Annotated in this window: 13 protein-coding genes and 1 riboswitch; of the genes, 6 read left to right on the top strand and 7 right to left on the bottom strand. The window is 34.0% G+C overall.

Translation table 11 applies throughout. From position 1 onward, the window contains the following. Positions 1 to 65 precede the first annotated feature (65 nt). A riboswitch (cobalamin riboswitch) is annotated at positions 66 to 209 on the bottom strand. A gap of 408 nt (positions 210 to 617) precedes the next feature. Together AsFPU1_RS00930 and AsFPU1_RS00925 are read left to right on the top strand one after the other, a co-directional pair. Further along, positions 618 to 2,276, top strand: a complete 1,659-nt coding sequence (locus AsFPU1_RS00930; RefSeq protein WP_124969796.1) for an alpha-keto acid decarboxylase family protein — start codon at positions 618 to 620, stop codon at positions 2,274 to 2,276. Positions 2,277 to 2,517: 241 nt separating this feature from the next. Next, positions 2,518 to 3,369: a pentapeptide repeat-containing protein gene (locus AsFPU1_RS00925; RefSeq protein ID WP_124969793.1), complete on the top strand. Its 852-nt coding sequence runs from the start codon at positions 2,518 to 2,520 to the stop codon at positions 3,367 to 3,369. Positions 3,370 to 3,381: 12 nt separating this feature from the next. Here the strand turns inward: AsFPU1_RS00925 and AsFPU1_RS00920 are convergent, their stop codons facing one another. Beyond that, entirely contained in the window at positions 3,382 to 4,155 is a 774-nt protein-coding gene (locus tag AsFPU1_RS00920; RefSeq protein WP_124969790.1) for a GDSL-type esterase/lipase family protein, read from the bottom strand. Between the two features lie 177 nt (positions 4,156 to 4,332). Here AsFPU1_RS00920 and AsFPU1_RS00915 point away from each other — a divergent pair, with 177 nt between their 5' ends. Further along, entirely contained in the window at positions 4,333 to 6,168 is a 1,836-nt protein-coding gene (locus tag AsFPU1_RS00915; RefSeq protein WP_124969787.1) for an ABC transporter ATP-binding protein, read from the top strand. Between the two features lie 356 nt (positions 6,169 to 6,524). Further along, on the top strand, positions 6,525 to 7,121 hold the full coding sequence (locus AsFPU1_RS00910; protein ID WP_124969782.1) for a DUF924 family protein: 597 nt from the start codon (positions 6,525 to 6,527) through the stop codon (positions 7,119 to 7,121). Positions 7,122 to 7,126: 5 nt separating this feature from the next. Here AsFPU1_RS00910 and AsFPU1_RS00905 read toward each other — a convergent pair whose 3' ends face one another. Next, positions 7,127 to 8,494, bottom strand: coding sequence for a cytochrome P450 (locus AsFPU1_RS00905; protein WP_124969779.1), 1,368 nt, complete (start codon positions 8,492 to 8,494; stop codon positions 7,127 to 7,129). Between the two features lie 271 nt (positions 8,495 to 8,765). Here AsFPU1_RS00905 and AsFPU1_RS00900 point away from each other — a divergent pair, with 271 nt between their 5' ends. After that, complete coding sequence (locus tag AsFPU1_RS00900; RefSeq protein WP_124969776.1) at positions 8,766 to 9,632, top strand: MBL fold metallo-hydrolase; 867 nt, start codon at positions 8,766 to 8,768, stop codon at positions 9,630 to 9,632. A gap of 32 nt (positions 9,633 to 9,664) precedes the next feature. Here the strand turns inward: AsFPU1_RS00900 and der are convergent, their stop codons facing one another. Continuing rightward, positions 9,665 to 11,026 carry a ribosome biogenesis GTPase Der gene (gene der / locus AsFPU1_RS00895; protein WP_124969773.1) on the bottom strand — a complete coding sequence of 454 codons (1,362 nt, stop codon included), beginning with the start codon at positions 11,024 to 11,026 and terminating at the stop codon, positions 9,665 to 9,667. A gap of 221 nt (positions 11,027 to 11,247) precedes the next feature. Between der and gifA the strand changes: the two genes are divergently transcribed. Beyond that, complete coding sequence (gene gifA / locus AsFPU1_RS00890) at positions 11,248 to 11,445, top strand: glutamine synthetase inactivation factor IF7A (RefSeq protein WP_124969770.1); 198 nt, start codon at positions 11,248 to 11,250, stop codon at positions 11,443 to 11,445. 164 nt (positions 11,446 to 11,609) lie between these two features. Here the strand turns inward: gifA and AsFPU1_RS00885 are convergent, their stop codons facing one another. From AsFPU1_RS00885 to AsFPU1_RS00870, 4 genes are all read right to left on the bottom strand, one after another. Beyond that, the gene (locus AsFPU1_RS00885; protein ID WP_124969767.1) at positions 11,610 to 12,134 is read right to left on the bottom strand and encodes a hypothetical protein; all 525 of its coding nucleotides are present in this window, start codon (positions 12,132 to 12,134) and stop codon (positions 11,610 to 11,612) included. Between the two features lie 346 nt (positions 12,135 to 12,480). Continuing rightward, positions 12,481 to 12,690, bottom strand: a complete 210-nt coding sequence (locus AsFPU1_RS00880; RefSeq protein ID WP_124969764.1) for a hypothetical protein — start codon at positions 12,688 to 12,690, stop codon at positions 12,481 to 12,483. A 125-nt stretch (positions 12,691 to 12,815) separates the two neighbouring features. Beyond that, positions 12,816 to 13,127 (bottom strand): HigA family addiction module antitoxin, encoded by a 312-nt coding sequence (locus AsFPU1_RS00875; protein ID WP_124969761.1) that lies wholly within the window; start codon positions 13,125 to 13,127, stop codon positions 12,816 to 12,818. A gap of 9 nt (positions 13,128 to 13,136) precedes the next feature. Then, positions 13,137 to 13,418: a type II toxin-antitoxin system RelE/ParE family toxin gene (locus AsFPU1_RS00870; protein ID WP_124969758.1), complete on the bottom strand. Its 282-nt coding sequence runs from the start codon at positions 13,416 to 13,418 to the stop codon at positions 13,137 to 13,139. Positions 13,419 to 13,431: the final 13 nt, after the last annotated feature.

The following is a 13,431-nucleotide window of genomic DNA, read 5'->3' as shown; positions in this document are numbered from 1 at the left end:
CATTCAATCTCATCCGTACCTCGCAGATAGATTTAAAATTGATCATTGAGCCACCAGTTAATCAAAATGATGGCGCGATATTGCTAGGTTTTCTGACTTAAAGACCAAGAAATAAAGTCTCATCACAGTTGCGGAACAGCGTCGGACTTACACCGAACTTTCCCTATCACTTCTAACGACTATTACCCGCTAGAACTGCTCGCTTAGGTATAATAGCACGGAAAGTAAGATTTCTCATTCCATAGATTTTCTAACTCTGTTCCTTGAGTCCGATTAACAAATTTTTCTGCTAATCTTTGTGTTTCTTCGTCAGAAAAATAAGGTTTTACCGGACAAGTTATGCTCAATTATCACAAATAATAAACTTTAACTCGCTCAGAGTTAAGCTATATAAACAAAGGTTGCGTAGGCAATCTATAATTTAGTCCGCGCTCGTCGGACTTTGTTTTTATAGGATAAGGCTTTAGCCTTTTATTAATTATTAGTTTAGGATAGTAAGTCCGCTAGAACCTTCATCTTTATACTCAAATTTTTAATAAGCATTTTAAATGCAAAACAGTTTACCATTTTTTGAAAATTTAAGTTACAGTAGAAAAAAATATGATTAGAATAGTCTTATGATTAGTGTTGGTCAATATTTGTGTAATCGGTTACAAGAACTTGGTCTTAATCACATTTTTGGGGTTCCAGGTGATTATGTTCTTAGCTTAATGGATGTTTTTGTTGAAAGTCCAATTGATTTAATTTGTACCTGTAATGAACTTAATGCTGGATATGCTGCTGATGCTTATGCTAGAATCAAAGGATTAGGGGCTGTTTGCATTACCTATGGAGTGGGAGGATTTAGTTTAGTTAATGCGGTAGTTGGAGCTTATGCAGAACGAGTTCCTTTAGTGGTAATTAGCGGCGGACCTAATAATGCGGTTAGAGGAAATCATCTCTTATTACATCATACAACAGGAGATTATAATTTACAATTTTCTATTATGGAAAAAGCGACAGTTGCGGCTGTTATTATTACTGAACCAGGTCAAGCTGCTAAACAAATTGATCAAGTCTTAGCTGCCTGTCTCCATTATAAACGACCAGTTTACATTGAAATCCCTTCAGATTTAGTCAATCAACCTTGTCCCCCTTCTGTTGATATTTCACTTCCCATCAAAGAATTAACTGATATTAATGCTTTAAATGAAGCGGTAGAAGAAGCTGTTACCTTACTAGAAAAAGCAAAAAAACCTGTTATCTTATCTGGAGTAGAAATTCATAGATTTCAGATGCAAAGTAAATTGATAAAATTATTAGATAAAACAGGCTATCCTATTGCCACTACTTTACTAGGAAAATCCTGTATTCCAGAGTTACATCCTCAATTTATTGGTAATTATGTTGGGGCATTAAGTCGAGAATCTATCCGTCAACGTATTGAAACTTCTGACTGTATTTTATGTCTTGGCGCGATTATGTCTGATATGAATTTAGGCATTTATACTGCTCAACTTGATGCACAAAAATTAATTAATGCTAATTCTGAAAAAGTCAAAATAAAAAATCATTTTTATCAGCCTATTTATTTAGGAGATTTTATTGATGGATTAATGAATAATTTAACTTCGCGAAATTATGAATCATTAGACATTAAACCAGCTTCTTATTTATTAACAAAAAACTTTGAAGTTAAACCAGATAAAAAAATAATATCTCAGAAATTTTACGAACGAATTAATCATTTTTTAGATGATGATTTTATCGTTATTTCTGATACTGGAGATGCGATTATTGCCACCATTGATTTATTAATGCACAAAGGAGCAGAGTTTATTGGACAAGCTTTTTATCTGTCTATTGGTTATTCAATTCCCGCTTGTTTAGGGGCTGCTTTAGCCTCTCCAAAACATCGTCCTATTGTTTTTGTAGGAGACGGTGCATTTCAAATGACAGCCCAAGAATTATCTACCATTATTCGGCATAAACTTAATCCAATTATTTTCTTACTTAATAATGATGGTTATACTATTGAAAGATTAATTCATGATGGGCCATACAATGATATTCAACCTTGGAAATATCATGAATTACCTCATATTTTTGGCGAAAGTTGGAGTTGTGAAGTTTCAACAGAGGGGGAACTAGAAGAAGCCTTGATCAAGGCGAAAAGTAATACTGATTGTGTCTCTTTTATTGAAATTCATCTTGATCGCTTTGACTGTTCTCCCGGATTAATTCGTTTAGGAAAGGAGGTGAATAAAATGGAAATGAATGAATTAGAAAAAAAATGATCTTTTAGGATTTAAAAGTGCTAATCTTATCAAGTTTTAACGGATAAAGTTGTTAAATATAGCCTTTCTCCTATTGACAATATTTTACTTGGAGACTTAAACTAGGGCGGGTTTATCTAACATATTTGTTATCATTATCGGCTTTTGCTAAAAACCCGCCCCTACCACTTGGAAACTTCTGCTATATGTCCCCTTCTTTGCTAGGCTAAAAATAAGAGATATTTATGGTATAATAACAAAAATGGCTAATTTAGAACATCTTATATTACTAGAGCAAGGAAAGACAAAATGGATAACATGGCGAGAACATAACCCCAAAATTGTACCCGATCTCACAGAGCTTGATTTAACTAACAGAAATTTACAACAAGCTTATTTATCTAAAGTTAATTTAAGTCGCTCACAACTTGAAGGGGTACAACTAGAAGAAGCTAATCTAGAAAATGCGGAACTAGCTAATGTAAATCTTATCCGTTCTATTCTTAGTTATGCTAACCTCCAAGGAGCTAATTTAATCGGGGCTAATTTGCGTGAAGCTAATCTTCAAGGAGCTAATTTATGTCAAGCTAATTTAATTGGAACCTCTTTAAGACAGACTTATTTAAAAGGGGCTGATTTTAGTTGTGCTTATCTAAATCGAACTAATTTAAGTGAAGCTAATGCCATAGCAACTAATTTTTGCGAAGCAGATCTTACTCAAGCAACATTATATGAGACAGAGTTACAAGGAGCCTATTTTTATCGAGCTAATCTAACTCATGCTCAACTAATTCAAGCTCATTTATGTCAAGCTTATTTAGTCAGAGCTAATCTAACAGAAATTATAGGTGATCGTGTAGATTTACGTTGGAGTAATCTCACTTATGCTAACCTAGAAGGAGCTAATTTAAGAGGAGCTAATTTAAGTCAAGCTAACTTAAGAGGAGCTAATTTAAGAGGAGCTAATTTAAGTCAAGCTAATTTAAGAGGAGCCAATTTAAAAGGCTCTAATTTAACAGAAACGAATCTTAATGGAGCCGAATTACCGGAAAATTATAGTCATCATAATTTTCTAAAATCTTCTTATTTTAAAGCTTACTTTACCCAAAAATAGCAATATATTAAGCTATTTTTCAACATATTTTTTAATGAGATTGCCCCAAAGTAAATAACCCTTGCCATTTAAGTGAACTCCATCATAAGTATAATTAGAATTGAGTTGATTTGAAGTATCAATAAAGTTGGAATATAAGTCTATATATTGATAGTTAAATTCTTGAGCTAGTTTTTTTAGTTTATCATTAATTGGACTCAAATCATTACTATCAATTGAGAGAGAATAATTAATATTATTGACAGGTAAAATACTTTGAATATACACACTCGTTTGAGGAGATTTTGTTTTAATAATATCAAGAATTTCCTGGTAATTGAGAATAACTTCATCAACTGTTTTCTGTTCATTCCATATATCATTCGTTCCAATCATAATAAAAAGTTTTCTGGGTTTAGCATCTATTATTTCATCAATTCTATTGAGAATTCCATCAGTTGTATCCCCGCTAATTCCTCGATTAATTACGTTATAATTTTGTAAAATTTCCGACCATTCTCCTTGATCTGTTAAACTATCTCCCACTAAAATGATTTCTTGATCAGAGTTAGGAAGTTGTTTAAAAATTTTATTTTTTGCCGTATAATAGCTAGTCTGATAACTATTACGACGATTGTTTCTGTTAAACAATAATTCTGCTGATTGATTAAAAGACATTAAAAATTCTAATTTTTTAGAAATATAAGAAAATCCTCCTTTTCTCACAATAAATATAATAGTTAAACAAATAAAAATTAAATTAAATGCCAAAGATAAAGATAATAGAATTTTATTTTGGGTTATCATATTTAATCAATAGAGTTATTTTGAATAGCTATCTGTGAACTGTTAAATCTTAATTAAATTAATCTAACACACTTTTGTTATAAAAACAATAATAAGCCTAAATCAAAATTACTCCTTAACTTATTTGAAAAAATAAGGGATAATAGAAACTTAAGGTGGTTCACTCAAGAATATTCAATGACTATTTTTTCCTCTAATCCTAAGTCAAAACCTTTGATCCATAAGCCTCAAAATGATAGACTGCTAATTTTAAAACTAGCTCCTTATGTACGTCGAAATCCTAATTTATTGATTCTGTCCCTTATTTTATTATTCCCCTTATCTATTTCAGGAGCTATTCAACCCTTAATTATTGGACAAGCGGTTTCTTTATTACGTCAAGAGTCTGCTTGGAGTTTTCTAGAAAAACTTCCTTTAGCTGAGGCGATACAAGTCTTAATTTTTATCTTATTAGCAACAATTATTCTCCGTTTAATTTGTGCAGCTTCTCAAGGATTCATTGTTCAAAAATTAGGTCAAAAAATTACGGCAGAGGTTCGTAATGATTTATTTACTCATGTTACCTCTTTAGATTCCAGTTTCTTTGATCGTACCCCTGTCGGACGTTTAGTAACTCGTCTAACCAGTGATGTAGAAGCATTAGGCGATGTATTTGCTAGTGGTGCTATTGGGGTTTTAAGTGATTTTATTTCTATCTTAGTAATCATTATTACTATGTTTATTTTGCAATGGCAATTATCTCTTTTATTGATGTTAATGTTAATTCCTATTGCCGGACTAATTGTTTATTTTCAACAACAATATCGTAAAGCAAATTATCAATCTAGAGAAAAATTATCAGATCTCAATTCTATGTTACAAGAAAATGTAACCGGAATTAATATTGTTCAACTCTTTCGTAGAGAACAGTTTAATGCTGAATTATTTCGTCATATTAATCAACAATATCGAAATTCGGTAGATAAAACAATTTTTCATGATTCGGCAGTTTCTGCTACTTTAGAATGGATTAGTTTGGTAGCTATTGGGGGAGTTCTTTGGTTAGGAGGTATTTTTATTCTCAACGAAACTATTACCTTTGGAACTCTTTCTGCTTTTATTCTCTATTCACAAAGACTGTTTAATCCCTTGCGCCAATTTGCGGATAAATTTACCATGTTTCAATCAGGATTTACCGGAATTGAAAGAATTAGTGAATTAATGAATGAACCCATTAATATTGTTGAAGCAAAACACAATATTCAGTCTTTAGAAACGTTAAATAAATCAGAAATCAGTGGAGAAATAAGATTTGAAAATGTTTGGTTTGGTTACAAAAAAGATGAGTTTGTTCTCAAGAATTTAGACTTTATCATTCCCCCAGGAGAAAAAATAGCATTAGTAGGGCCAACCGGGGCAGGAAAAAGTTCAATTATTCGTTTATTATGTCGTCTTTATGAACCCAGTAAAGGTAGAATTTTAATTGATGGAATTGATATTCGAGATATTCCTAAAGTGGAATTAAGGCAATATATTGGTATGATTTTTCAAGATAGTTTTCTCTTTGCTGGCGATGTCAAACGAAATATTACATTAGGAGAAGATTATTCTTTTGAACAAATTAAAGAAGCTGCAAGATTAACAAATGTGGATAAATTGATCGAAGATCTACCCCAAGGGTATAATAGTCAATTAAGAGAGAGAGGCACAAATTTATCAGGAGGACAAAAGCAATTATTAGCCTTTGCTAGAGTAGCCATTCGTCAACCCCGTGTGTTAATTTTAGATGAGGCAACCGCTAGTCTAGATGTGGGAACGGAAGCTTTAATTCAAGAAGCTTTAGATAATTTATTAGTAAATAAAACCGCTATTATTATTGCTCATCGCCTCTCAACAGTTCGCAATGTTGATCATATTTTAGTTTTAAAACAGGGGGAAATAGTAGAGTCAGGAACTCACGACGAATTAGTTAATCAAAATGGCTTGTATAAAGGATTATATCAATTACAAATGATGGGAATTAGTGAGTTATAATTCTTCTATCGAATTTGTCATGTAAAATTAATAAATTAATACAGGCTAAAGCCTTATTCTATAAGCACAAAGGCTGTCTACACAGCCTTATTTTAAGCCTGGGTAGCCAGGCTTAGTTCCTATAGCTTAACCCTGAGCGGGTTTAAGCCTGTAATTTGTAATCGTTTTACATCCTAAGTTCGCTAAAACAGTTATAATTATAAATAATTAGTATAGCGTTTACCAATGAATTGTCAACACTGTAACCGGAGATAATTCATAATTCATAATTCATAATTCATAATTCATAATTCATAATTTGTTAATATTTATTCTCCTGGATTAACTTTAGCTGTGTGGGGAAATTGGAACTAACTATGAACGATGAATTTGGACTTTTTTGTCAATTTACTGATGTTTTAGATTTTTGGTTTGGTAAACCTGATCACAAAGATTACGGAAAGCCTAATAAAGATTGGTTTATTAAAGATTCAACCTTTGACGAAAAAATAAAATTACGCTTTCTTTCAACTTATGAAAAAGCCGCTTCTCATAAACTAGATGATTGGAAAAATTCCCCCTTAAGTTGTTTAGCATTAATTTTACTTTTAGATCAATTTCCGCGTAATATGTTTCGTGAGCAACCTCAAGCATTTGCTACCGATTCTCAAGCTTTAGAAATCGCTAAATATGCTATTTTTCAGCAGTTTGATTGTCAATTTTTAGCTGTACAACGTTGGTTTATTTATCTGCCTTTTGAACATAGTGAAAATTTGAGTCATCAACATCAGGCGATAGCCTTATTTTCTACCCTTCAAAGTGATCCATATAGTACGCAGGCAATTGAGTCTGCTTATCATCATCTCAATATTATTGAACAGTTCGGAAGATTTCCTCATCGTAATTCTATTTTAGACAGAATTAGTACCTCAGAAGAAATAGAATTTTTAGAGAAACCTGACTCATCATTTTAATTTTACTAACTCACTATTTTTATCTTTAAATTAGTAGGAGGAGCAACCGTTAGTCCACGACGAATTGGTTTAAGAGGACGAGGATTGATTAATTTTAACTTTAATTGAGACAAAATTGTAGCTAATACTATTTTCATTTCTAACATGGCTAAACCATTTCCAATACAATAACGATTTCCTCCACCAAAGGGTAAATATTCATAAGGAGAAAACTGTTTTTCTAAAAAACGTTCTGGCTTAAATTGATAAGATTGAGGGTATATATCCTCTCGATGATGCACTAAATACACGCAAGGCATCAAAACAGTTTTAGCAGGAAATTCATATCCCATGATCTCTAAAGGTTCTTTTAAAATTCGAGGAAAGGTTGATAAAGTAATGGGATAAATTCGTAAAGTTTCTTGACAAATTGCTTCTAAATAAGGTAAGTTTGTGACCTGTTCTAAGAATTTATTGTTATCTAATTTAGGCAAATCTAAACGTAATTTTTCTTCAATATTTTGTTGATAATGAATCCAATAAATAGCCCAAGTTAAAGCAGAGGCAGTTGTTTCATGTCCTGCTACTAACAAGGTCATCAATTGATATTTTAATTGTGCCACTGTCATTGGTTCTCCTGCTTCATCTGTGGCACACATTAACAAAGTTAATATATCTTCCCCTGATAAATTGCCTGTGCTACGGCGTTCTTCTATTTCTGCTATTAATAATTGGTCAACTTGACTTTTTAGATGAAGAAAACGACCCCAAGGACTCCATTTTCCCAAATCTTTTTGCAGAAAACTAAAAAACAATAAACTCGAACTTAAAGGAGAACTAATTGAATCTAATAAAATGGTTAATAGTTTTTGTAATTCGTCATAACGTTTTCCTTTTTCTAACCCAAAAACTACTTGTAAAATTACTCTCAAAGTAATTTTCTGCATTTCTGAACGAATTAGTAAAGATTGACCAATTTTCCATTCTTGTAAGATTTCTTGAGTTATTTGATAAATTACATTACTATAAGTTTGTAATCTTTCTCCATGAAAAGGTGGCATTAAAAGCTTACGTTGTTGTCGATGAGACACTCCATCAAGTAATAAAATAGAATTTTCTCCTAATAAATACCTGAGAATTCCATTGCCTCTACCTGTTTCAAAAACTTCTGGTTTAGCCGTAAAAATTTGTTGTATTGCTTCAGGATGGTTAACATAAACAAAAGGGGTTTCTGAGTTGCCAAGAACAATAAAATCACCAAATTTTTTACCATAATCTTCGAGATAATCTATAGGACGAAAGATTAACTTTAACCGTCTCAGAAATGATGAAGTTGTGGCACGAGGAAGGGACTTAAAAGAATTTGAGGGAGATAGTTGACTAGATGTCTTCATTGAGGATACCTGGAAAATATTTAATCAATATAGCTAAATTATTACAAATAATAGACTTTAACTCGTTCATAGTTAAGCTATACAAACAAAGGTTGCGTAGGCAACCTAGAATTTAGTCCGCGCTCGTCGGACGCTCGTTTTTATAGAATAAGGCTTTAGCCTTTTATTAATTATTAGTTTAGCATAGTAAGTCCTGTAGAACCAGCAATTCAAAGTCAAGCTAAGTGCTAAAATAAAATTATAACTAATATTATATCAGGCTTATTAAATTATGGCTAAACTTCAACAACGTCGCTCCGAAAATATCAACGGCAATTTTTATGTTGATAGTACCTGTATTGATTGTGATACCTGTCGTTGGATGGCTCCTGAAATTTTTCATCGAGACGGAAATAAGTCTGCAGTTTATCATCAACCCATTAATGAAATTCAAATAAAAGAAGCTTTACAGGCCTTACTTTCTTGTCCCACAGCTTCAATTGGTACTGTAGAAAAACCCAAAAATATCAAAGAAATTCAGCAAATGTTTCCTTTGCTAGTTGAGGAAAACGTTTATCATTGTGGTTATCATTCAGAAAGTTCTTTTGGAGCCGCTAGTTACTTAATTCAACGCCCAGAGGGGAATATTTTAATAGATTCACCCCGTTTTTCGCCTCCATTAGTTAAACAATTAGAAGCAATGGGAGGCATCCAATATCTTTATTTAACCCATAGAGATGATGTGGCAGATCATGAAAAGTTTGCTCATCATTTTAACTGTGAACGAATTCTTCATGTTGATGACATAACAGAGAAGACTAAAGAGGTAGAAATTAAGTTATCAGGATTTGAAAGAATTGAATTTTCTCCTGATATTTTAATCATTCCTGTTCCTGGTCATACTAAAGGTCATACCGTGCTTATTTATCGTCAAAAATATCTTTTTAGTGGGGATCATTTAGCTTGGTCATCTGACTTAAATAATCTCTATGCTTTTCGCCATGCTTGTTGGTATTCTTGGCCAGAACAAATTAGTTCCATGAAAAAATTAGCTGATTATTCTTGGGAATGGGTACTTCCTGGCCATGGTCATCGTTATCATGCAAATCAACAAATAATGAAACAACAAATAGAAAAATGCATTCTTTGGATGGAGTAAAATTAAAGTAGGGTGGGCATTGCCCACCTTCCCTATTTAACTCGTGTTGCACGGTTCATACTTTGTTCAACATCACGAACTTTCTTACCACGCCATAATAAACGAATTGGTGTACCAGGAAATCCTAATTGTTGACGAAATTGACTCTCAATATAACGCCGATAATTATCATTAAATCGCTTCGGATCATTGACAAATAAAGCAATAGTTGGAGGTTGACTAGATACCTGAGTTCCGTAATAAACTTTACCCTGTTTTCCCTGTCTGCTAGTAGTAGGAGAATGCCAACGGGCTGCTTCTTCTAAAGCTTCATTAATCACCGAAGTTGTCACACGGCGACGATGTTGTTCTGCCGCCGTATCTACACAATTAATAATCTTCTCAACCCGTTGACCAGTGACAGCACTAACAAAAATCGTCTCAGCCCAATCCATAAAATAAAGACGGGATAAAATGATTTTTTGGAAATCATAAATGGTATAGGAATCTTTTTCTACCACATCCCATTTATTAACCACAATAATCGCCGCCCGTCCCTCATCAATAATCCTTGCAGCTAATTTAAGATCCTGATCTGTCACCCCATCTAAAGCATCAAGAACTAATAAGACAACATCAGAACGACGAATCGCTTTAAAGGCTCGATTAATACTGAAAAATTCAGCCCCATATTCAACGTTTTTCTTACGACGAATTCCTGCTGTATCAATCAAACGATAAGTTTTTCCATTCCTTTCTACTAAGGTATCGATCGCATCTCTAGTGGTGCCAGAAATAGGACTGACAATGGCTCGTTTTTCCCCTAAAAAAGCATTGAGAAGACTAGATTTACCCACATTAGGACGACCAATAATAGCTACCTTAATCTCATCATTGGCGACAATTTCTTCTGGTCGTGGTAAATAAGTAATTAAATCATCTAACAGTTCTCCAGTGCCATTGCCATGAATACCAGAAACAGGGTAAGGGTTGCCTAACCCCAACTCCCAAAACTGACTTGCTTGAATCATTCCCTGTTCAGGAGATTCACATTTGTTGACCGCTAATAACACTGGAACTTCTTGCTGGCGTAACCAGTCAGCTATCTCATTATCCCCTGTGGTTGGCCCGGTTTGTCCATCCACCACGAAAATCGCCGCACTGGACTCTTTTAACGCAGCCATGGCTTGTTCTCGAATCATGGGTAAAAACTCTGTATCATCGTCAAATACTAACCCCCCTGTGTCTACTACCTGGAAATCTCGATCCAGCCAAAAAGCCGGACGATAAGTGCGATCGCGGGTGATTCCGGGTTCATCATGAACAATGGCTTGTTGATCTCCGGCCAAACGATTGACAATGGTAGATTTGCCCACATTGGGCCGTCCAATAATTGCAACGATAGGAAGTGGCATAATAGTTTGGCGTTGTAAGTTTAAAAATATTCAGTGAAGCTTGATCTTCTATCATAACGATTCTAGAGACAAATGGTTGCCTTGATCCCTGACCGTAAGATGATCCCGAAATTAATGTTAAGTTTTTTATTGTTTTCCTTATTTGTAACATATGTTACAGTTTTTTATGTTATATATAGTAAAGAAGATAAAAAAACAAACAGCAATCGGAGCCTAAAATTATGTCTACTCAACAACAAGCTCGTGCTTTAATGATGCGTCACCATCAAATTATCAAAAACCGTCAACAATCAATGCTTGAACGTGCTGCTTCTGAAATTGGAGTTGATATTGAAGCAGATTATTGGACAACTATTCAAGGAAAACCCCAGTCAAGTTTTCGTGCTTCCTATGATCGTTCTGGTGCTACCATGAGTTAAGATTACTAATTTTTTCAAAAAAGGGTTTTCAGTCCATAAAATTAGCTAATTTAATACTCCAAACAACTTGACTTGTACTATCAAATTAACATGGGGTGTTCTTCGCCTGAAGGACACCTTATTGTTATGAGAACTGTATTTAACTGGCGATCTTGCACCTGATGTTAAAAACTAGTAAGTATCCCTTTAAAAAGTAAAATTATTGATATAGTAAGGAAACTCAATATCATAAAATCTAAAAGATAATTTCTATCTTCAACAAGTAAGCTAGAGTCACTAGGATTGTTCAAAAAATCATTTATTTTATTCACCACTTGCTGCTGTTGTTCACGATTATTGATATAATTATTAAAGACAATATTCTCATTGTCAATCAGTAAAACTCCATACTTAGACAATTCCCTTCTTATCACGGTTCCGTCAGTATCAGCATCCAAGTAAGGTATAATTATCTCGTCAACTTTTGCTTTTTTTAAAGAGAAAAGAGAAGCCTCTTGTTCTTTAACGAAACCGAGCGCAACCGATTTTGTATGTAAGCAATTGAGATGATTGACATTAACTCGACTACAGGAAAGTTTTGCGGAACCAAAGCCGAAAAGAAAAAGAATGCTAAGCAACAAAAATAATCCAGAAAATAACAATGAGTTATTTGGTTTTCCTCGTCGGAATCGGAAAAAATTAGTAATCATTATTTAATAATACTTCCTCTTGTCTGGGAAATGAACGAAGTTGTAGTATGTAAAAAAAAAGGGATAGATTGGGTTTGAAAAATCAATAATACAGCAACACATTTTGACTCCTGACGTGTTTTGTCAAAGAGATCTATGATTTGTCAGACACTATCGGTAGACTCTATGCGTAAGTCCTGTTAAAGACCCAATTCATAGGATAAAACGTTAATAGTTACACCACTGTCTACAAGTCCAAGAGTTTCAACGGCGTATACTTCTCGCTTGAGAACTAATGGTAATCGTGGCAAACTATCAAATTCGTTCTGAGATGGATTTGTAATTGAATAAGGAAACCGCACTATTATTATGCCTTAGTTGCTGATTCATCGGATTGTATCAATAATGCACCTGCTCCAAAACAGTTGTAGGGAGTTGACATTTCATAGGTTTTAAATGGTTCTAAAGGAGCAATATCTTCGGCTGTTTCTAATTCTTGCGCTATGATCTCAATAAGTTTGAGTTTTTCGGTTTTAGAAAGTTGTCGAACACTAGGAAGTATCTCAGCTAAAGTCATAAGAATTATCTTGCAGGTTTTGGAATAGATAGTTTCAGTTTACCCAAAAATAAAGTGTAATCGCTTTCGGTTTAATGGTTAATCCTGTTACGGTTTTTGCTGATGGGAATAGACTGACCGCGCCATCAGTTGTTGTGTTCTATGGTGCGTGGCTCAATTCGTTTGATAATTTCGTCTTGTGTGGGCAATGTTTTGAGATCATAAGTAGCCTGAAGATTCAACCAAGATGCGGCATCCCCGCCAAAATAACGAGCTAGACGTTCAGCCGTATCAGCCGTAATTGAACGACGTTCTTTAACAATTTCATGAATTCGAGTGGCTGGTACATTCAAGGCTAAGGCTAGGGCATTAACACTCATGTTGAGTGGTACAAGAAAATCCTCGCGGAGAATTTCTCCTGGATGAACTGGGCGCATTTGGTTAATGGGGCGTTTCATTGTGGTTATTTAAGAGTGATAATCAACAATTTCGACATCAGCCGGCCCATGTTTTGTCCAGACGAAACACAATCGGAATTGAGCATTAATACGGATGCTGTATTGCCCTTTTCGATTGCCTTTGAGTGTTTCGAGTTGATTACCCGGCGGTGAGCGAAGAAATTCTAGGGTTTGGGCAGCATCCAATTGAGTTAATTTCCGAATGGCCTGATCTTTGAAGGCACGGAAACGGGGTGGATCGCCTCCTTCAAAAAGTAAGCGCGTGTGCTTACATTGAAATGACTGGATCATGACCCAATCATAT

This window comes from Aphanothece sacrum FPU1 (genome assembly GCF_003864295.1).
Lineage (GTDB): Bacteria > Cyanobacteriota > Cyanobacteriia > Cyanobacteriales > Microcystaceae > Aphanothece_B > Aphanothece_B sacrum.
This window is presented reverse-complemented; position numbering and strand designations above follow the sequence as displayed.

What these genes read in the sequence shown, in the direction of transcription:
- AsFPU1_RS00930 (WP_124969796.1), top strand. Translation starts at nt 618, where the DNA reads ATGATTAGTGTTGGTCAATATTTGTGTAATCGGTTACAAGAACTTGGT.
- AsFPU1_RS00925 (WP_124969793.1), top strand. Translation starts at nt 2,518, where the DNA reads ATGGCTAATTTAGAACATCTTATATTACTAGAGCAAGGAAAGACAAAA.
- AsFPU1_RS00920 (WP_124969790.1), bottom strand. Translation starts at nt 4,155, where the DNA reads ATGATAACCCAAAATAAAATTCTATTATCTTTATCTTTGGCATTTAAT.
- AsFPU1_RS00915 (WP_124969787.1), top strand. Translation starts at nt 4,333, where the DNA reads ATGACTATTTTTTCCTCTAATCCTAAGTCAAAACCTTTGATCCATAAG.
- AsFPU1_RS00910 (WP_124969782.1), top strand. Translation starts at nt 6,525, where the DNA reads ATGAACGATGAATTTGGACTTTTTTGTCAATTTACTGATGTTTTAGAT.
- AsFPU1_RS00905 (WP_124969779.1), bottom strand. Translation starts at nt 8,494, where the DNA reads ATGAAGACATCTAGTCAACTATCTCCCTCAAATTCTTTTAAGTCCCTT.
- AsFPU1_RS00900 (WP_124969776.1), top strand. Translation starts at nt 8,766, where the DNA reads ATGGCTAAACTTCAACAACGTCGCTCCGAAAATATCAACGGCAATTTT.
- der (WP_124969773.1), bottom strand. Translation starts at nt 11,026, where the DNA reads ATGCCACTTCCTATCGTTGCAATTATTGGACGGCCCAATGTGGGCAAA.
- gifA (WP_124969770.1), top strand. Translation starts at nt 11,248, where the DNA reads ATGTCTACTCAACAACAAGCTCGTGCTTTAATGATGCGTCACCATCAA.
- AsFPU1_RS00885 (WP_124969767.1), bottom strand. Translation starts at nt 12,134, where the DNA reads ATGATTACTAATTTTTTCCGATTCCGACGAGGAAAACCAAATAACTCA.
- AsFPU1_RS00880 (WP_124969764.1), bottom strand. Translation starts at nt 12,690, where the DNA reads ATGACTTTAGCTGAGATACTTCCTAGTGTTCGACAACTTTCTAAAACC.
- AsFPU1_RS00875 (WP_124969761.1), bottom strand. Translation starts at nt 13,127, where the DNA reads ATGAAACGCCCCATTAACCAAATGCGCCCAGTTCATCCAGGAGAAATT.
- AsFPU1_RS00870 (WP_124969758.1), bottom strand. Translation starts at nt 13,418, where the DNA reads ATGATCCAGTCATTTCAATGTAAGCACACGCGCTTACTTTTTGAAGGA.